Raw genomic sequence first — 17,149 nt, 5'->3', positions numbered from 1 at the left:
TTCAGGGTTCGACGGTGACGACGCCCTGGGGCGTCCCCACCAGGGCCAGGTCGGCCAGGTCCAGGAACAGGCCGTGATCGACCACGCCGGTGACGCTCTTCAGCGCATCGGCGAGCGCCGCGGGGTCCTCGATCCGACCACAGGCGGCGTCATAGATAAGATTGCCCCCGTCGGTCCGCACCGGCGCCCCGTCCTTCATCCGCAGACGCGGCGCGACGCCCAGGTCGCATTCCGAAAGCGCGTCACAGATGCGCAGGGCCGTTGTCTGGTGGGCGAAGGCCACCACCTCGATGGGCAGCGGGAACTTGCCCAGCATGGACACCCGCTTGGCGGCGTCGGCGATGACCACGCAGCGGCGCGAGGCCTCCCAGACCAGCTTCTCGCGCAGCAGGGCCGCCCCGCCCCCCTTGATCAGCGACAGGGCCGGGCCGATCTCGTCGGCCCCGTCCACGGTGAGGTCGATGGACTTCACTGGTCCAAGCTCAGTGAGCTTCAGGCCCAGGCTCTGAGCCAGTTCAGCGGTGGCCACCGAGGTGGCGATGCAGGTCACGTCAAGCTGACGGGCCGCCAGCGCCTTGACGAACCAGGCTGCGGTCGAACCCGTGCCCAGCCCGACCACCATGCCGGCCTCGACCATCTGGGCGGCGGCCTCGCCGGCGGCCTTTTTCTGGGCGTCTGCGTCCATCTTGATTCCGTGCTCGGCCGCCGGACCTTGGCGGGGGCTTTCTTCTAGGCGCCTGGGGCGGGGAAGACCACGCCCGAACGGTGGCCGATGTCAGGGCTTTTTCGACCGCACGGCCTTGGTGGCGCGGAAACCGGCGGCCCAGCCGCTCTTCTCCACCTGCGTCCCGCGCCCCAGGGCCAGGGCGTCGGGCGCCACATCACGGGTGATCACTGAACCTGAGCCCGTATAGGCGCCGGCCCCGATGCGCACCGGAGCCACCAGGGCCGAGTTGGAGCCGATGAAGGCGCCCTCGCCCACATGGGTCTCGAACTTGTCGAAGCCATCATAGTTACAGAAGATCGTCCCAGCGCCGATATTGGCGCCCGCCCCCACCGTCCCGTCTCCCAGATAGGCGAGATGATTGGCCTTGGCCCCCTCGCCGACCACCACCTTTTTCACCTCGACGAAATTGCCGATATGCGCCCGGTCGCCGATCTGGGCGCCAGGGCGCAGCCGGGCATAGGGGCCCACCAGGGCGCCCTCGCCGACTTGCGCGCCTTCCAGATGACTGAAGGCGCGGATCACCGCGCCGGTCGCAACGCTGACCCCGGGACCGAAGACCACGAACTGCTCGACCGTGGCGCCGGGCGCGATCTGCGTGTCCCAGGAGAAATGCACCGTGTCCGGGGCCGGCATGGCCACCCCCTCGCTGAGGAAGTGGTGTCGCCGCCGCTGTTGGAAGATGGCCTCGGCCGCGGCCAGTTGGGCTTGCGAGTCCGCCCCCATCACCGCGCTCTCGGCGGCGAACACCGCACGAACCTGCGCCTCGTCGGCGACGGCGATGGCGACCGCCTCGGTCAGATAGTACTCGCCCTTGACGTTGTCGTTGCCGATCCGGGCCAGCCAGGCGAACAGCTGGGCCCGGTCGGCGACCATCATGCCCGAATAGCAGGCCCGGACGTGGCGCTCCTCCTCATTGGCGTCGCGGGCCTCCACGATCCGCAGCACGTGACCGTCGGCGCCGCGGATCAGCCGGCCGTAAAGCGCCGCATCGACGGGCTCAAATCCCAGCAGGGCCAGGGCCACCCCCTGAGTGCGCAGGGCGAACAAGGGCTCGAGGTCCTTGCCCTCCAGAAGGGGACAATCGCCATTGGTGACCAGCACCTCACCGTCAAAATCAGCCAGGGCCTCCCGGGCGGCCAGCACCGCATGACCGGTGCCCAGCGGCGGGTCCTGCACGGCGACCGCGTCCTCCCCCAGACGCGCCACCACCGCGGCGCGCACCTCGGGGCTGTGGGGCCCGACCACCACCACCACCCGCGCGCAGCCAGCCGCCTGGACGGCGTCGATAGCCCGGTCGAGCATGGTGCGGCCGCCGACCCTGTGCATCACCTTCGGCACAGGCGACTTCATCCGCGTGCCCTGACCAGCGGCGAGGATCACGGCGGCGCGGGGTCTGGCGCTGAAGGTCATGGGACAGGTCCTTGGCGAGTCGACGGCATTGCAATCATGGGGCGTTTAGCCGAAACGGCGACAGGTTTCGACGAAAGGAAACGCATCCGTCATGGCCGCCCCCCTCGACCTCTCGGCCCTGGCCGGCGCGACGCTCGCCTTCGACCTCGACGGGACCCTGGTGGACACCGCGCCGGACCTGGTCGGCACGTTGAACGTCATCCTGCAGGAGGAAGGCCACGCCCCCCTGCCGCTGGCCGAGGCCCGTCCCTTCATCGGCAAGGGCGCCCGCTGGCTGCTGCAACGGGGCTTCAGCGAGGCTGGCCATCCCATCGCCGACGACGCCATGGGCGGCCTCTTCGACCGCTTCATCGCCCGCTACAACGCCCATATCGCCGATGAGAGCGCGCCCTTCCCCGGCATGGTCGAGACCCTGGAAACCCTGCGGGGGGCCGGCGCGCGCCTGGTGGTCTGCACCAACAAGCGTACCGACCTCTCCACCAACCTGCTGGACGCGCTGAACCTGTCATCCCTGTTCGAGGCCGTTGTCGGCGCTGACGCCGCCCCGGCCCAGAAGCCCGACCGCCGCCACCTGGAGACCGCCATCGCCCGGGCCGGAGGACAGGCCAGCCGCGCCATCATGATCGGCGACGCCTCCCCGGACGCCGGCGCAGCCCGGGCCGCGGGCGTGCCCCTGATCCTGGTCAGCTTCGGCTATACCGAGGTTCCGGTCGCCGACCTGGGCGCCGACATCCTCATCGACCACTACGCCGACCTGCCCGCCGCCTGTTTGCAGCTACTGCCGGCTTGCCCCGGGCCGAACGAGACGCTATAGGCGCAACCCTTCCGATGGATGCGTAGCTCAGCGGGAGAGCACCTCGTTCACACCGAGGGGGTCACAGGTTCAATCCCTGTCGCATCCACCATTCCTTTCAGCGGGTCAGAGATTTCTCCCCGCGGCGCTGGCCAGATCCCCACCTTACTCGCCCGCTCCTCTTCGACCTTCGAGACGGCTCAGACTGATCCGGCGGACGGCTGGCGCTTAAAGACCCGCCGGGGTCGATAGGGGCTGGGTCAGATCGAATGCGACCCGGAACAGGCGCCCAGGCCTAGCCAGCTCATAGGTGAAGGCCTCGTCGGACAGCTCCAGGGACCAGACATTGGTGTTCGACACCGTCCGGTCGGTACGGGTGAACAGCGCGATGGAGTAGGCGTCCACCGGGAAGCTCTGACGGCCGGCCGAGCCCGCCTCCAGGCTGTCGCCCCCGTACTGGGAGAGCTCGTCCTCGGTTCCGTCGGTGTGGCGGTGGTCATGCTTCAGACGCAGCCGATCATCGCCCAGGCGGGTGATGACCCAGGTTCGCGAATGATCCTCGCCCACATGGAAAGGGATCCGGATCTCGGTCTCGCTGCAGCTCGCCACGTGCATGATCAGCTCAGCCTCGCGGAAAGCCGCATCGGTCTCGTTGCCGGCGGCCACCTGACCCGCAAAGCTCTGGCCGCAGAGCTTGCCCAGAGCGTCGAAGAACGCGCCTGCCGGGCTCTGGGCAAGGGCGGCGGGGGCTGTGGCCAGCCAGGCCGCCGCCGCCAGGATCAGGGCGATTCTCATCAGGTCTTCTCCGCAAAGGGGGCGGCGCCTGGCCGCTTTCCGCATGATCCTAGGCGCGGACAGAGGCTTGCGTCTAATCGCTTTGCGCCTCGCCGGCCGCCGGCCTGGGTCTCAGGGGGCGAGCCGATGGGGTAGTCTGCGCCGAACGCCCCGCGATTCGGACCTGATCATGAGCAAGCCCCCCGAGCTGACCTACCGGCCATTGAGCGACGGGCGCTATGAGGTCTGGTTGCACGCCGTGGTGACGCAGGACGCCCTGCTTGGACTGCACGGGGTGCTGGCCCAGTACGGGGCCGAGGGACCGCCGGACCCTGTTGATCCCGAGGCCGATGGCGGCGACCAAGGGGTCGAGTCTGACGAAGGCGGCGGCCGCGCCCACTGACTGCCCAGGTGAGCTGACACCTCAAGGCGAGCGCGGGGGTCCCTTGAGCGAGCGCAGCATGAGCTCGTGGACATAGGCCGCCACGTCGGCGAGGGCTGCATCGAGGGCGTCCCGCACCGCCGACAGCCGCCCCTCACCGTGGGTCTCAGCGGCTTCACAGGCCTTCGCCAGAGTGTGGGCGCCGATCCCCCGGGCGGTTCCCTTGATCGTGTGGACCGCGTCGGGCCACCCTTCCTGGCCGGGCGCGATCAGGGGCGCCCAGAGCGCCGCCTGCTGGCGGAACAGCTCCAGGACTTCAGCCACCACCTCCAGGTCGCCGGCGGCGTAGGATTCCAGATAGGCGAAGTCCACCGCCCCGGTCAGATCGCGCCGCGCCATAATTCTCTCCGTCCCTCGCTTGCCAAGCCCGGAAATCCGGCTATGTTCCGCGCCCTCGCCGGGACCCCCGCAGGAAGGGGTCTGACGCGACGGGTGCATAGCTCAGTTGGTAGAGCAGCTGACTCTTAATCAGCGGGTCGTAGGTTCGAATCCTACTGCACCCACCAAGTTTTCCCGCGAAAACTGAAGGTGGCCTCGCGCTGGAGCGGGATCGGATGCGCCGATCTGGCTGCGGCGGAGCAATCTCTCATGTGGACCCTGGCCGCCTTTGGTCTGATCGCCCTGAACATCGCGACCTTCGCAGTCTTCGCCCTCGACAAACAGAGGGCCCGGGACGGCGGTCGACGGATGGCTGAGCGGACCCTCCTGTTGATGGCCGCCCTGGGCGGGGCGCCTGCGGCCCTGGCCGCCCAGCAGATCCTTCGGCACAAGACGCGCAAGCAACCCTTCGGCGCCCGACTGGCCGGAATCGTCGGCGCCCAGGCCGTCGTCCTGGCGCTGTGGCTGGCCCGTGGCCCCGCCTGAACGCGCCGGACACCGTCGAGGTCGCCACGGGGCCAGAGGGCGCCCTATGCGTAGGCGAGACGCCGCGCCAGACTGGCGGCCACGAACGGGGAAGATGTCGATGAAGCTCTACAGCGGGGACCTGAGCCCCTATTCGGCCAAGGTGCGGATGCAGATCTACGCCAAGGGCATCGAGGATATCGAGCTGGCCCGGCCACCCGGCTTTCCGCAGGCCGGCTTCAGCAAGGTATCCCCCATCGCCCGCATCCCCGCCCTGGACCTGGGCGACGAGGTGATCGCTGAGTCCGAGGTGATCAGCGAATATCTGGAAGAGCTTTACCCTGCCCCGCCCCTGCTGGGGGCCTCCCCCCGGGAGCGCGCCCGCATCCGGACGGTGTCGCGGATCGCTGACATCTACGTCATGAACAACATCTTCATGTGCATTCCGCAGGGCCGGCGATCGAGCCGCAATGACGGCGTTCGCGACCTGTTGACCGGCCAGACCGCCCGGGGGGTCCGCACCTTGGACCAGTACCTGGACGGCACGGGCTTCGCCGTCGGGGGGGAACTGTCCCTGGCCGACTGCACCCTGGTTCCGGCCCTCTTCCTGGTGGAGAATGTCACCCCCACCTTCGATGTCCCCGATCCGCTGAAGGACGCGCCCAAGGTTGCCGCCTACTGGAGCGCCATCCAGCAGAACCCCCACGCCGCACGGGTCCTGGTGGAACTGCACCGTGGTCTGGAGGAGCGCCGCGAGCTGATGCGCAAGGCTGAGAGCTGAGGATTCGCCTACGCACCCTCCTCTGGCCCGCGCGACTGACATCTGAGGCGCTGGGTTCAAGGATTTGAGCGCGTTTCGACCACAGAACGGGGCTCCAATGCTGCGGAAGGCGCGCCAAGCGGCTGCAACGCTTCGCGCGCTTGGGGCGTTGCCAGCGATAGGGCCGCGCCCAGAGCCTGCGCCCAGACCTGTCGAGATAGCCGCCGTGGCGCTATGCTCGCCGCCGCCCGTTAGAACTGAAGGATGACCTCAAAAATGCCTCTGCCTACGTTGCGCCTCGCCCTGTTCGCCACCTGCCTTGTGGCTGCGCCCGCCCTGGCGCAGGCTCAGCCGGCCGCGTCCCAGACCGCCGTCGCTCCCGCCGCGGCCTTTGAGCTCGCCCCTCTGGCGTACGGGTACGATGGCCTTGAGCCGGTGATCGACGCACAGACCATGCAGATCCATCACGGTCGCCACCACCAGGGTTATGTGAACAACCTCAACGCCGCCGTGGCTGAAACGCCCGCCCTGGCCGGGAAGTCGCTGGAGGCGATCCTGGCCGAGGTCTCCAACCACCCGGCGGCGGTGCGCAACAACGCCGGCGGTCACTACAACCACACCCTGTTCTGGACGCTGATGGCCCCGACAGATCAGGTCGGCGAAGCCTCCGACGGCCTCAAGGCCGAGATCGACAAGGACTTCGGGTCCATGGCCGCCTTCAAGAAGGCCTTCGAGGCCGCGGGCGCTCAACGGTTCGGCTCAGGTTGGGCCTGGCTTGTCTGGGACGGCGAAAAGCTGGCCGTCGTCTCGACACCCAACCAGGATAACCCGCTGATGGACGACGCCCCGGTCAAGGGCGCGCCCATTGTCGCCAACGATGTCTGGGAGCACGCCTATTACCTGAAGCATCAGAACAACCGCGGGAGCTATCTCACCAATTGGTGGGAGGTGCTCAACTGGAACGAGGCCAGCCGCCTGTTTGACGCTGCACGCCAGGACTGACGCTGACGACCCTGCGCCGACCTGATCGGTAGGCGCAGGCCGCCCTTTGTCGGGATCGTCGCCCCGCTGACCGGGCCAGCCCTCAGATCATATGTTCGGAGAGGCGCCTTGGTCAGCGGACGGCTGCGTCTCGGGCGGATCGTTGAGCGGCGGCAGATGCTCGGCCACCAGATCATCCCGCTCAGCCATTCGCACCGCGCGCCGAACATTCAGCCGCAGCAACAACTCGGCCGCCGGCCATCGCTGACGGACCTCATCGAGACGCCCTGCCAGGTCCGCGGCCATGACGTTCTCGGTTTCCCCCGCATAGATCAGACGGGTCTCCGGACCGGTTTCGGCGATGACGTAGTTAGCACCAGCCGTTGGAGGAATGCGATCATCCTCCAGGGCGGTGTAACGATAATTGGCGCCGGACTTGCCGACGAAATCGAGTTGGCGGGCCAACGCAACGCTCCCAGCCTTGAATACGCTTTTCCATGTGTCGGTGAGGCTCCCACCGACCGCCCCTCTCTACACGGTCAATTCGGGCGAAAGCGAGACGTGATCCATGGTCACGCTTGGGATTTTCGGCAACTTTCGTCGTCGGGGAACAACCGGCGCCATAAGACGTTCCGACCAGACCCCCGGCTCTGCTAGGATTTCGCGGGGCGGCGCCGTCTGAGTCCGCCATGAGTTTGGAGCCGCACCATTTCCAAGGTTTCTCCCAACGGCCAAATGCCTGCCGCCTTCGAACTCGTGGGGGACGGTGACGCACGGACGGTCAAGCTGACGGGAGACTGGACGCTCAACGCCCTTGACCGGGAAGGCCGCCGTCTGAGCGCCGCGCTCCGCGGCGCGCCGGCGGCGCACTATGACCTCACCGAGGTCGGCAAGCTCGACACCGCGGGCGCCTTCGCCCTGATCCGCGCCGCAGGCGGCGTCCTCGATCCGGCCAAAGTCGAGGCCCGCCCCGAAAGCCAGCGACTGATCGAACTCGTCGCTGAGGCCGCCGCCAAGCGCGAGCCGCCCAAACGCGAACCCAGCGGTTGGCACGAAATGACCGTGCGGATCGGCAAGGGCGTCGTCAGCACCGGCTATGACGCCTTCGACACCCTGGTCTTCGCCGGCCATCTGCTCATCGTGCTGGCCAAGAGCGTGGCCAATCCCATGCGGATCCGTTGGGCGTCGGTTTTCTCTCTGGCCGAGCGGGCTGGACTGGACGCCATTCCCATCGTCGCGGTGACCTCCTTCTTCATCGGCGCCGTGGTCGGCCTGCTGGGCGCCAACATGCTTCGCGAGTTCGGCGCCCAGGTTTTCGCCGTCGAGCTGATCGGCGTCGCGGTCCTGCGTGAGTTCAACATCCTGATCACCGCCATCCTCCTGGCCGGCCGGTCAGCCTCATCCTTCGCCGCCGAGATCGGCTCGATGAAGATGAACCAGGAGGTGGACGCCATGAAGGTCATGGGTGTCGATCCGTTCGAGGCCCTGGTCTTCCCGCGCTTCATGGCGCTGCTGGTGACCATCCCCCTTCTGACCTTCGTCGCCACCTTGGCGGGTCTGTGCGGCGGTCTGGCCGTCACCTGGAGCGTGCTGGACATCGGTCCGAGCTTCTTCTTCCAGCGCATTCTGGAATATGTCGGCCCAACCCACTTCTGGGTGGGCCTGTCCAAGGCCCCGATCATGGCCATCGTCATCGCCGGCATCGGCTGCCGCCAGGGCATGGAGGTCGGCGGCGACGTGGAGTCCCTCGGCCGGCGGGTGACGGCGGCGGTGGTCCACGCCATCTTCGCCATCATCATGATCGATGCGGCCTTCGCCCTGCTCTACATGGAGCTGGACATTTGACCGACCTCGCCCCCCCGTCCGTCGTCCCGCAGGCTGAAGCCCCGCAGACCGACCGCCCGGATGACTTCGTGATCGAGGTCGAGGGCCTGCGTTCGCAGTTCGGCGACCATGTGGTCCATGAGGATTTGAACCTCAATGTCCGACGCGGCGAGATCGTGGCCGTGGTCGGCGGGTCGGGCTCAGGAAAGTCGGTCCTGCTCAATTCCATCATCGGCCTCAAGGTCCCCGAGGACGGCACGGTCAAGGTCTTCGGACAGGACGTCAGCGGCGCCCGGAAGAGCGGGGGACTGGAACGCCGCTGGGGCGTTCTCTTCCAGCACGGCGCGTTGTTCTCCAACCTGACCGTGCGTGAGAACATCGAGGCGCCCATGCGCGAGCATACAAAGCTGTCGATCCGGGAGATGGAAGAGCTGGCGGACCTCAAGATCGCCCTGGTCGGCCTGCGGCCCGACGCCGGCGCCCTCAAGCCCTCAGAGCTGTCGGGGGGCATGCGCAAGCGTGCGGCCCTGGCCCGAGCGCTCGCCCTGGATCCCGATCTGCTGTTTCTCGACGAACCCACCGCCGGTCTTGACCCGATCGGCGCGGGAGCCTTTGACGAGCTGATCCGCGACCTCTCTGACAGCCTCCACCTGACGGTGTTCATGATTACCCACGACCTCGACAGCCTCTATACGATCACTGACCGTGTGGCGGTGATCGCCGACCGCAAGGTGGTGGCCGAGGCGCCGGTCGCCGAGCTCGAATCCTCCGACCATCCCTGGATTCAGGAATACTTCCTTGGACCCCGGGGCCGCGCTGCGGCGAAAGCGACCGCCCAGGGGAGCCGGGCCTGACCATGGAAAAGAACGCCAACTACGCCCTGGTGGGCCTATCGACCCTGATCCTCTTCGTGGGGCTGGTGATCTTCAGCATCTGGCTGGCGCGGGTGGCCTTCGCCCGGGACTATGATGTCTATGACATCCTGTTTCAGGGGCCCGTCCGAGGCCTGACCCAGGGGGGCGAGGTCCACTTCAACGGCATCAAGGTCGGTGAAGTGACGGACATTTCCCTCGACCGGACCAATCCGAGCCGGGTGATCTCCCGCGTGCGGGTCAACTCCGACGTGCCGATCCGCGTCGACTCCTTCGCCACCCTCGAGCCACAGGGCATCACCGGCCTGAACTATATCCAGATCACCGCAGGCACCTCCACCCGGCCCCTGCTCAAGGAGACCGCGCCGGAAGGCAGGGTCCCGGTCATCCAGAGTCAGCGCAGCACCCTGGCTGACCTCCTGGAAGGCGGCGGGACGGTGCTGTCGCGGACCGTGGAGGCCCTGGACCGGGTCAATCGCGTGCTGTCTGACGAGAACATTCTGACCCTGGGGGCGGCCATTTCCGACGCCCAGGCGGTCACCGCGGAGTTGCGGGAGCGCAAGGCGATCATCGCCGACGCGCAGGCCGCCCTGCAGAACATCGGCGAGGCGGCGGAAGAGGCCCGGGCGCTCGCGGCCTCCACCCGCGATATCGTCGACACCGACGGCCGCGCGGCGATGGCCAGCCTGAGCCAGGCCGCCACGGAAACCGAGGCCGCCGCTGCTGATCTGCGCCGCATGCTCGCCAGCCTGGAAGGTCCCACCGCGGACTTCGCCACCTACGGCCTGCCGCAGGTCACCCGCGCCGCCGAAACCCTGCAGGACGCCGCAGAGTCTCTCTCGCGGCTCACCAATGAGGTCAGCTCCAACCCCCGCGGGGTTGTCGGCAAGGGGCCGGCCAAGGAAATGGAAATTCAGCCATGATCGCGAAACTGCGGACCCTGGCCATCACCGCCACCGCCCTTTGCCTGTCGGCCTGCGTCTCACTGCTCCCCGACGCCGACCCCTCTCAGCTCTACCGCTTTGGGGGCGCGATGGGAGCCGTGGACGCGCCCCGTAGCGCCCAGTCCTTCGGTCTTGTCCTGCCCAGCACCGGCTTTGATCGCGCCGCCAGCGGTGACCGGATCCTGACCATGACCGGAACTGAAGCGGCCTATGTGGCCAGCGCACGATGGGTCGCGCCGGCCAGCACCCTGTTCGACGAGGCGGTCGCCAAGGCCTTCGACGCCAATACCGGCCCCGCCCGGTTGGTTACGCGGGGCGAGGTGCGTGAGGCCGCCAGCGTCTTGCGCCTTGATGTCCGTCAGTTCGAGACGGTCTATGACCAAGGCCAGAGCGCCGCCCCGCTGGTGATTGTCCGGCTGCGGGCGACTCTGGTGGCTCGGGACGACCGCGCCCTGGTGGCCGAAGAGATTTTCGAAGCCCAGGTCCGCGCGCCCGACAACCGGGTTGGCCAGATCGTGGCGGCCTATGACACCGCCGTCAGTGAGGTCCTTGCCGCCCTGGTGGACTGGTCCAATCGGCGCGGCGCGCCGCGCGGCTAGAGCCGCCGACAACCGAAACAGGTACGCGGCCGCGGCCGCACCCCATGAGTGCGCACGCCTTGAGCGAGCTGGCTCGGGCCTCGCCTGCAGACCGAGCAAGCGTCTGCGCGTTCCTGCCCCTGAATGAACGCCTAAAGGTCAGCTTGGCCTTGTGGCTGGTGTTTGCGGGACACCGCGCCTTGCTACTGCGTCAGCGCGATTCAACCGTCAGGGTGGATGGTCTGCGCCTCCGGCGCCGCCTGGGAACACCGCCATGGTCCAAACCCGCGCAATATTCGTGGCCTGGGTCGGCGCGCAGATCCTGCCTCACGAGGGGGATGTGCGTCGCTGGCTGAGCCGCGCCGGCTGGAGTCGGGATGAGATCGACGACATTGTTCAGGACGGCTATTGCCGTATCGCCGCCCTGTCCTCGATCGATCATATCCAGAACGGCAGGGCCTATCTGTTCCAGACCATTCGCAGCGTCGTGACGGACCGGCTTAGGCAGGCCCGGGTGGTCTCCCTCGCCCGAACGACGGAATTAGCGCTGTTGGACGTCTTAGATCATGCGCCGTCTGCGGAACGGGTGGTCGCCGGCCGCCTTGAACTTCGCAGGGTCCAGGCCGTGATCCAGGCTTTGCCAGAGCGGTGCAGGACGATATTCATGTTGCGCCGGGTCGATGGGCTGTCCCAGCGTGAGATCGCCCAGCGGCTCGGCGTCACCGAGAATGTGGTGGAGGCCCAGGCGGCGCGGGGATTGCGTCTCATCCTGAGCGCCCTCACCGGGGTCGATGGGACAGAAGAGGCGGCCAGCCGCACACAGCCAGATGTCAGAGGTTCAAGCCGCAAACGAGATCGATGACGAGGCGGCCCTCTGGGCCGTGCGGAGCGATGCGCGAGGCCTTGAGCCGACGACTGACGTTGAACTGGCCGCCTGGCTGGCTGGGGATCCCCGGCGACAGGGCGCCTATCTGCGCGCCCAGGCCGCCCTGAGTCTGGTGGATCGAGCCAGAGCCCTCCCATCGACTGATCTGCAGCCGGCGAAGGCTCCCACCCTGCCCCGCCGCGCCCTGTTGGCCTGGGGCGGTGGAGCCGCGGCGGCGGCGATTGGCGGGACCGCCATCGTGATGAACCTCGGGACCGAGCGATTCACAACCGGCCTGGGGGAGATCCGGCGGGCCCCTCTGGCCGACGGCACCCAGATGATCCTCAACACCGAGAGCGCGCTCAAGGTCCAGATCACCACGCGCCGGCGACAGATCGAGGTCCTGCAAGGGGAGGCCTGGTTCGATGTCGCCCATGATCCCCAACGGCCTTTTATCGTCCAGGCGGGTGGGGCGAGATTTCAGGCCCTGGGGACGGCGTTCAGTGTTCGCCAGCTCGGCGGGCGAACGGACCTGCAGGTCACAGAAGGCGTGGTCGAGGCCTCGCGGTCTGATGGCGGTCAGCGCGCCGACGTGCGCGCGGGCCATCGGCTGTCGGTCACCGATACAGACCAGGCCTTTGTGGTGAGACCTGACCCTGCCGCGATCCGTCGCAGCCTCGCATGGCGTCAGGGGGAGCTCGTCCTCGACGGGGAGACCCTCAGCGAGGCCGCCGCGGAGTTCAACCGCTATAATTCGCTGAAGATCGTCGTCGAGGATCCCGAGCTCGGCGGCGAACAGCTGGTCGGCCTGTTTCGGACGGGGGATCCGGAATCTTTCGTCACATCGGTGACGACCCTCCTCGGCGCCGAGGTTCGCCGCGAAGGCGAGGTCCTGCGCCTGCGGCGCCCGTGATCGCGCCGCAAGCTTCGACGTCTGACTAATTTTCAAGCGATCCCTGTGGAATGGGCCGACCTGCGGGCCGCCTCCCCCGGAACTGTGACCCCAGGCCGTCCTCCCCCCTGACGCCGGATGGAGCCGGCATCAGTCACGGGGGATAAGATGAGCACCAATAGCAAGACGATGAGCGCATGGCGGCGGGGCCTGTTTGGCGCCTGCGCCGTCGGGGCGATGCTGACCGCCGCGCCGGTGTGGGCGCAGGTTCAGCCCTTCCAGGTCGCCCCTCAGCCGGCGTCGTCAGGCATCGCCGAATTCGCCCGCCAAGCCGGGGTCCAGATCCTCGTCGCCGCCGATCAGGTGAGGCACAAGCAGACCCGTGGCGTCCAGGGGGACCTGCCGGTCCGTCAGGCCTTGCAGGGGCTGTTGGCCGGCACCGATCTCGTGGTGGTCGCCGACGACGGCCGCACCATCACCCTTGGGCCAGCGCCGGCGGCGCCGCTGATCAGAACCGCCTGGCAGGCTCCGAGCGCGCCTATCCAGACGGCCCAGGCCGCGCGGCCACCCGCTCCGGCGGCCGCTGAGGTCGAGGTCGGCGAAGTCCTGGTGACCGGCTCGCGCCTCCAGGTGAGCGGCTTCCAGGCCCCGACCCCGGTCACCACCGTCGGCGCCGCGGAAATCGAACAACGGGCCGCCGCCAGCGTCTTCGAAATTGTCCGCGACATTCCGAGCTTCCGCGGCTCCAGCGGCCCCAGCGTCAATTCGACCGGCGCGCAGAACGCCTCCAAGGCCAATTTGGATCTGCGCGGCCTGGGCGGGCAGCGGACGCTCGTCATGCTCAATGGCCGCCGTCACGTCCCCGACGGCCAGACTGGTCTTTTTGACACCAATCTCATCCCGACCAGCCTGATCGAACGGGTGGAGATCGTCACCGGCGGCGCCTCGGCGGCCTATGGCTCCGACGCCGTGGCCGGCGTGGTCAACTTCATCCTGCGCAACCGGATGGAGGGGCTCGACGTCAACATGCACTACGGCGTGTCGCAGGAAGGCGACAATGTCGAGGTCAACGGGTCCACAGCCTATGGGACCTCCTTCGCCGATGGCCGCGGTCACTTCATCATCGGCGGCGACTTCACCCTCAACAACGGCTCAGGACTGATGGACTCCCGCGACTGGGGGGAAAGCTATCCCGGCGTCCTGTCTCTTCCGGCCAACCGTCCAGCAGGCCTGCCGGCCACCATCATTTCCAACAATGTCTTCACCTCGGCCTACAATTCCAATGGCCTGGTTCCGTCTGGCCCCCTGCGGGGCACCGCCTGGAACGCCGACGGCGGGATCTACCAGTATCAGTACGGCTCGATCGTGGGGAACACCGAGATGATCGGCGGCACCGTCGACAGCTGGGAGAACCCCGACCAGCGCCTGCGTCCGGCCTATGACCGCAGCGCAGCCCTGGCCCGGGTCGAGTATGAACTGACCCCTGACATCAACGCCTTCGCGCAGCTGCACTATGGCAATCTGCTGACCTACGGCCAGTCGTTCGGCGCGCGGATTCCCAACTACAACAACTACCCGGTCCTGATCACGAACCCCTTCCTGCCCGCCTCGGTGGTCGCCGCGATGCGAGCCGCCGGGGTCGATCGGATCCCCTACAGCGCCACCCGACGAGACGATGTCGGCTCAATCCGGTCACGCAACCGCACCGAAAGCCTGCAGGCCGACTTCGGGATCGATGGAAAGGTGTTCACCGACTGGAAATGGGACGTGGGCGTCGGCCTTGGCCGGGCGACCTTCAATCCCAACCTCAGCGGAACGCCCCGTACAGCTGACTTCTTCCAGGCGGCCTACGTGGTGACGGGGCCCGACGGTAAGCCGGCCTGCGGTCCCGTAGAGACCAACCCCCACTTCAACGCTCAGCGCCCGGAGGAGCGGGCCAAGTGGATCGCCAACCTCTCCCCCGGCTGCGTGCCCTACAATATCTTCGGCGCCAATGTGGAGCAGAACAAGGCCGCGAACGCCTATTTCAATTCCGCGTCGCAGCAGAAGAACGACCTTCGTCAATACACCGTCCAGGCCAATCTGGCCGGTGAGCTCTTCAGCCTTCCGGCCGGCCCCGTGGCCGTCGCCACAGGGTTCGAGTGGCGCAAGGACACCGCCGATGTGAACGGCTGCCCCGACTGCAAGCGCGGCGCGCTGATGAACCAGAACTACCCCACCTATACGGGTGAGATCGAGGTCAAGGAGGCCTATCTCGAAGGGGGCGTGCCGATCCTGCGCGACCTGCCCTTCGCCCAGTCCCTGGACCTGAACGGCGCGGTGCGGCGGACCAACTATTCCACCTCCGGTTCGGTCACCACCTGGAAGGTCGGCGCCACCTGGGAGCCCGTCGACGCCCTGCGCCTGCGCTTCACCCGCTCCCGGGACATCCGCGCCCCCAACATCAATGAGCTGTTCAATCCGGGCTCAGAGGGCAATCCCAACGTCGTCAACCGGGTCACCGGCCGTTCGGGCTTCACCAAGAGCAACACGGTGGGCAACGACCAGCTCGTCCCGGAGACCGCCGACACCACCACCTTAGGCGTGGTCATCCAGCCCACATGGGAATGGGCCTCAGGCTTCCGCGCCTCGGTGGACTACTACGACATCGAGATCCGCGACGTCATCGCCACCCTGGGGGTCCAGGAAATCCTCGACCGCCTGCTGGTCCAGGGCGATCAGTCCTACGCCCGCTTTGTCGAGCTTGATCCCAGCAGCCCAATCGGCGTCGCCCGGGTCAATGTGCCCCAGCTGAACCTCAACGCCCTGAAGACCAACGGGGTGGATATCGAGATGGCCTATCGGGCCCCGCTGGAGAATTTTGACCTGCCAGGCTCTCTGACGGTGCGGGCCCTGGGCACCTGGGTCGACGACCTGCGGACCATCGCCGGCGTCAGAGACACCGACAATGCCGGCGCCACGATCCCCACCTGGTCCTGGAACGGCCAGGCCACCTACAATCTTGGCCGACTGACCGCCAACCTGATGGTCCGCTACACCAGCTCCATCAAGTACAACGTCAATCTCGTGGGGCCGGAAGACCCGAACTACAACCCGGCCGCTTCCAACAGCGTGAACAAGAACGTCTGGCCAGAGGCGGTCTACTGGAACACCAGCCTGCGCTATCAGGTCGTCGATCGGCCCGGCCGGCAGATTCAGGCCTATCTCAATATCGACAACCTGTTCGACAAGGACCCGCCGATTGTGGCGATCAGCCTTGGCGGCTCTCCCTACGACCTTGTCGGCCGCGCCTTCAAGGCCGGCGTGCGGATGAGCTTCTAGATGTCGCCCCCCACAATTGGAAAAGGACCCAGCCTCGTGATCAGACACGTTTCTGTCGCCGCCGCCCTCATGGCGCTCTGTGGACCTGCCATGGCCCAGCCGGCGGCGCACGACGCCTATCTTCGCTCAACCCCTGAGACCGTCCTGCGAGGTTCGATCTCGGCGACCCGCACGCCTGTGCTCAGGATCACATCGGGACAGACTGTGCGCATCGACACCGTCTCCCATGGCGGGCTCACCAGTGATCCCGTCGCCTATTTCGCCCAGGCCGGCATCACGGCCGACGAGATCCTGCAGGATGTGAAGGACATCGCCGCAGCCAGCACCGGCGAGGGCTGGCGCGGTCACGTTCTCACCGGCCCCATCTATGTGGAGGGTGCTGAGCCGGGCGACATGCTGGAAATCCGGGTCGTCGACCTGGAAAACCGGGTGCCTTACGGGGTCAACAGCCCTGGCACGGGGGGCGTCGTCCCTGGCCTTCTGACCGAGCAGGTGCAGAAGATCCTGAAGTTCGACCTGGAGCGTCAGGTGGCGCTCTTTTCCCCGGAAATCGAGGTGCCGCTCATCCCCTTCCTGGGGATCATGGCCGTGGCGCCGGACCCGGCCATCGGCGTCGTGGGCTCCCGGGCCCCAGGCATCTTCGGCGGCAATATGGACTTGAAGCGCCTGACTGTGGGATCAACCCTCTACCTGCCGGTCTTCAATCCGGGGGCTCTGTTCTACACAGGCGACGCCCATGCCGCCCAGGGCGATGGAGAGGTGTCGGGCAACGCCATCGAGGCCTCGCTGACCGGCACGCTCCAGTTCATCGTGCACAAGGGCAAAGGCGCCGACATGCCGGCGCCCTTCGCAGAGGACGCCGCGAACTACTATGTGATGGGCCTCGATGAGGACCTCGACGACGCCATGCGGAAGTCGGTGGAGAATACGGTGGCCTTCCTGGAGGCGCATGCCGGAATTTCCAAGGCTGACGCCTATTCCATCTCCAGCATCGCGGTGGACTTCGCCGTCGCCGAGGCTGTGGACGGCGTGGAGATCATCTACGGGACCGTGCCCAAGAAGCTGTTCCTGAAGCCTGCGCCTTATTGGACGGAATAGGCGAAATGGGGCGGCGTCTCGGCGT

General features: G+C 67.2%; 18 protein-coding genes and 2 tRNA genes. 15 read left to right on the top strand and 5 right to left on the bottom strand.

Annotation, left to right across the window (positions count from 1 at the left end; all coding sequences use genetic code 11):
* Position 1: 1 nt before the first annotated feature.
* Positions 2 to 685: a ribose-5-phosphate isomerase RpiA gene (gene rpiA / locus Q8K84_RS04360; RefSeq protein ID WP_305281192.1), complete on the bottom strand. Its 684-nt coding sequence runs from the start codon at positions 683 to 685 to the stop codon at positions 2 to 4.
* A 90-nt stretch (positions 686 to 775) separates the two neighbouring features.
* Positions 776 to 2,137 (bottom strand): bifunctional UDP-N-acetylglucosamine diphosphorylase/glucosamine-1-phosphate N-acetyltransferase GlmU, encoded by a 1,362-nt coding sequence (glmU, locus tag Q8K84_RS04355; RefSeq protein ID WP_305281191.1) that lies wholly within the window; start codon positions 2,135 to 2,137, stop codon positions 776 to 778.
* A gap of 91 nt (positions 2,138 to 2,228) precedes the next feature.
* Between glmU and Q8K84_RS04350 the strand changes: the two genes are divergently transcribed.
* Positions 2,229 to 2,951 (top strand): HAD-IA family hydrolase, encoded by a 723-nt coding sequence (locus Q8K84_RS04350; protein ID WP_305281190.1) that lies wholly within the window; start codon positions 2,229 to 2,231, stop codon positions 2,949 to 2,951.
* Positions 2,952 to 2,967: 16 nt separating this feature from the next.
* Positions 2,968 to 3,042 (top strand) — tRNA-Val (locus Q8K84_RS04345).
* A 116-nt stretch (positions 3,043 to 3,158) separates the two neighbouring features.
* On the opposite strand, the gene Q8K84_RS04340 is transcribed toward Q8K84_RS04345, so the two are convergent.
* Positions 3,159 to 3,725, bottom strand: a complete 567-nt coding sequence (locus tag Q8K84_RS04340; RefSeq protein ID WP_305281189.1) for a hypothetical protein — start codon at positions 3,723 to 3,725, stop codon at positions 3,159 to 3,161.
* A 169-nt stretch (positions 3,726 to 3,894) separates the two neighbouring features.
* Between Q8K84_RS04340 and Q8K84_RS04335 the strand changes: the two genes are divergently transcribed.
* Complete coding sequence (locus Q8K84_RS04335) at positions 3,895 to 4,107, top strand: hypothetical protein (protein WP_305281187.1); 213 nt, start codon at positions 3,895 to 3,897, stop codon at positions 4,105 to 4,107.
* A gap of 21 nt (positions 4,108 to 4,128) precedes the next feature.
* Here the strand turns inward: Q8K84_RS04335 and Q8K84_RS04330 are convergent, their stop codons facing one another.
* On the bottom strand, positions 4,129 to 4,485 hold the full coding sequence (locus Q8K84_RS04330) for an Hpt domain-containing protein (protein ID WP_305281185.1): 357 nt from the start codon (positions 4,483 to 4,485) through the stop codon (positions 4,129 to 4,131).
* 91 nt (positions 4,486 to 4,576) lie between these two features.
* Here Q8K84_RS04330 and Q8K84_RS04325 point away from each other — a divergent pair.
* The 4 genes from Q8K84_RS04325 (at position 4,577) to Q8K84_RS04310 (ending at position 6,751) form a co-directional block, all read left to right on the top strand.
* Positions 4,577 to 4,652, top strand: a tRNA-Lys gene (locus Q8K84_RS04325).
* A gap of 82 nt (positions 4,653 to 4,734) precedes the next feature.
* A complete protein-coding gene (locus tag Q8K84_RS04320; RefSeq protein ID WP_305281182.1) occupies positions 4,735 to 5,010 on the top strand; it encodes a DUF1294 domain-containing protein in 276 nt (91 codons plus the stop codon).
* Positions 5,011 to 5,110: 100 nt separating this feature from the next.
* Positions 5,111 to 5,770 (top strand): glutathione S-transferase family protein, encoded by a 660-nt coding sequence (locus Q8K84_RS04315; protein WP_305281181.1) that lies wholly within the window; start codon positions 5,111 to 5,113, stop codon positions 5,768 to 5,770.
* Between the two features lie 255 nt (positions 5,771 to 6,025).
* The gene (locus tag Q8K84_RS04310) at positions 6,026 to 6,751 is read left to right on the top strand and encodes a superoxide dismutase (RefSeq protein ID WP_305281178.1); all 726 of its coding nucleotides are present in this window, start codon (positions 6,026 to 6,028) and stop codon (positions 6,749 to 6,751) included.
* Positions 6,752 to 6,838: 87 nt separating this feature from the next.
* Here Q8K84_RS04310 and Q8K84_RS04305 read toward each other — a convergent pair whose 3' ends face one another.
* Positions 6,839 to 7,195 carry a hypothetical protein gene (locus Q8K84_RS04305; RefSeq protein ID WP_305281177.1) on the bottom strand — a complete coding sequence of 119 codons (357 nt, stop codon included), beginning with the start codon at positions 7,193 to 7,195 and terminating at the stop codon, positions 6,839 to 6,841.
* Positions 7,196 to 7,465: 270 nt separating this feature from the next.
* Here Q8K84_RS04305 and Q8K84_RS04300 point away from each other — a divergent pair, with 270 nt between their 5' ends.
* From Q8K84_RS04300 to Q8K84_RS04265, 8 genes are all read left to right on the top strand, one after another.
* The gene (locus Q8K84_RS04300; protein ID WP_305281175.1) at positions 7,466 to 8,575 is read left to right on the top strand and encodes an ABC transporter permease; all 1,110 of its coding nucleotides are present in this window, start codon (positions 7,466 to 7,468) and stop codon (positions 8,573 to 8,575) included.
* The gene (locus Q8K84_RS04295) at positions 8,572 to 9,408 is read left to right on the top strand and encodes an ABC transporter ATP-binding protein (RefSeq protein WP_370867827.1); all 837 of its coding nucleotides are present in this window, start codon (positions 8,572 to 8,574) and stop codon (positions 9,406 to 9,408) included. The genes Q8K84_RS04300 and Q8K84_RS04295 overlap by 4 nt, the downstream gene beginning before the upstream one ends.
* 2 nt (positions 9,409 to 9,410) lie before the next feature.
* Positions 9,411 to 10,349 carry an MlaD family protein gene (locus Q8K84_RS04290; protein ID WP_305281173.1) on the top strand — a complete coding sequence of 313 codons (939 nt, stop codon included), beginning with the start codon at positions 9,411 to 9,413 and terminating at the stop codon, positions 10,347 to 10,349.
* On the top strand, positions 10,346 to 10,969 hold the full coding sequence (locus Q8K84_RS04285) for an ABC-type transport auxiliary lipoprotein family protein (protein ID WP_305281171.1): 624 nt from the start codon (positions 10,346 to 10,348) through the stop codon (positions 10,967 to 10,969). Before Q8K84_RS04290 ends, Q8K84_RS04285 begins: the two co-directional genes overlap by 4 nt.
* A gap of 253 nt (positions 10,970 to 11,222) precedes the next feature.
* Positions 11,223 to 11,810: an RNA polymerase sigma factor gene (locus Q8K84_RS04280; RefSeq protein ID WP_305281168.1), complete on the top strand. Its 588-nt coding sequence runs from the start codon at positions 11,223 to 11,225 to the stop codon at positions 11,808 to 11,810.
* Complete coding sequence (locus tag Q8K84_RS04275; RefSeq protein ID WP_305281165.1) at positions 11,776 to 12,726, top strand: FecR domain-containing protein; 951 nt, start codon at positions 11,776 to 11,778, stop codon at positions 12,724 to 12,726. The genes Q8K84_RS04280 and Q8K84_RS04275 overlap by 35 nt, the downstream gene beginning before the upstream one ends.
* A gap of 147 nt (positions 12,727 to 12,873) precedes the next feature.
* The gene (locus tag Q8K84_RS04270; RefSeq protein ID WP_305281163.1) at positions 12,874 to 16,026 is read left to right on the top strand and encodes a TonB-dependent receptor; all 3,153 of its coding nucleotides are present in this window, start codon (positions 12,874 to 12,876) and stop codon (positions 16,024 to 16,026) included.
* A 36-nt stretch (positions 16,027 to 16,062) separates the two neighbouring features.
* Positions 16,063 to 17,124, top strand: coding sequence for an acetamidase/formamidase family protein (locus tag Q8K84_RS04265; protein ID WP_305281161.1), 1,062 nt, complete (start codon positions 16,063 to 16,065; stop codon positions 17,122 to 17,124).
* The last annotated feature ends 25 nt before the right edge of the window (positions 17,125 to 17,149 follow it).

Origin of the sequence: Phenylobacterium sp. (genome assembly GCF_030679875.1) — a bacterium.
Taxonomy (GTDB): Bacteria; Pseudomonadota; Alphaproteobacteria; order Caulobacterales; family Caulobacteraceae; genus Phenylobacterium.
Note: the sequence above shows the minus strand (reverse complement) of the source record. Positions and strands in the feature narration are given on the sequence as shown.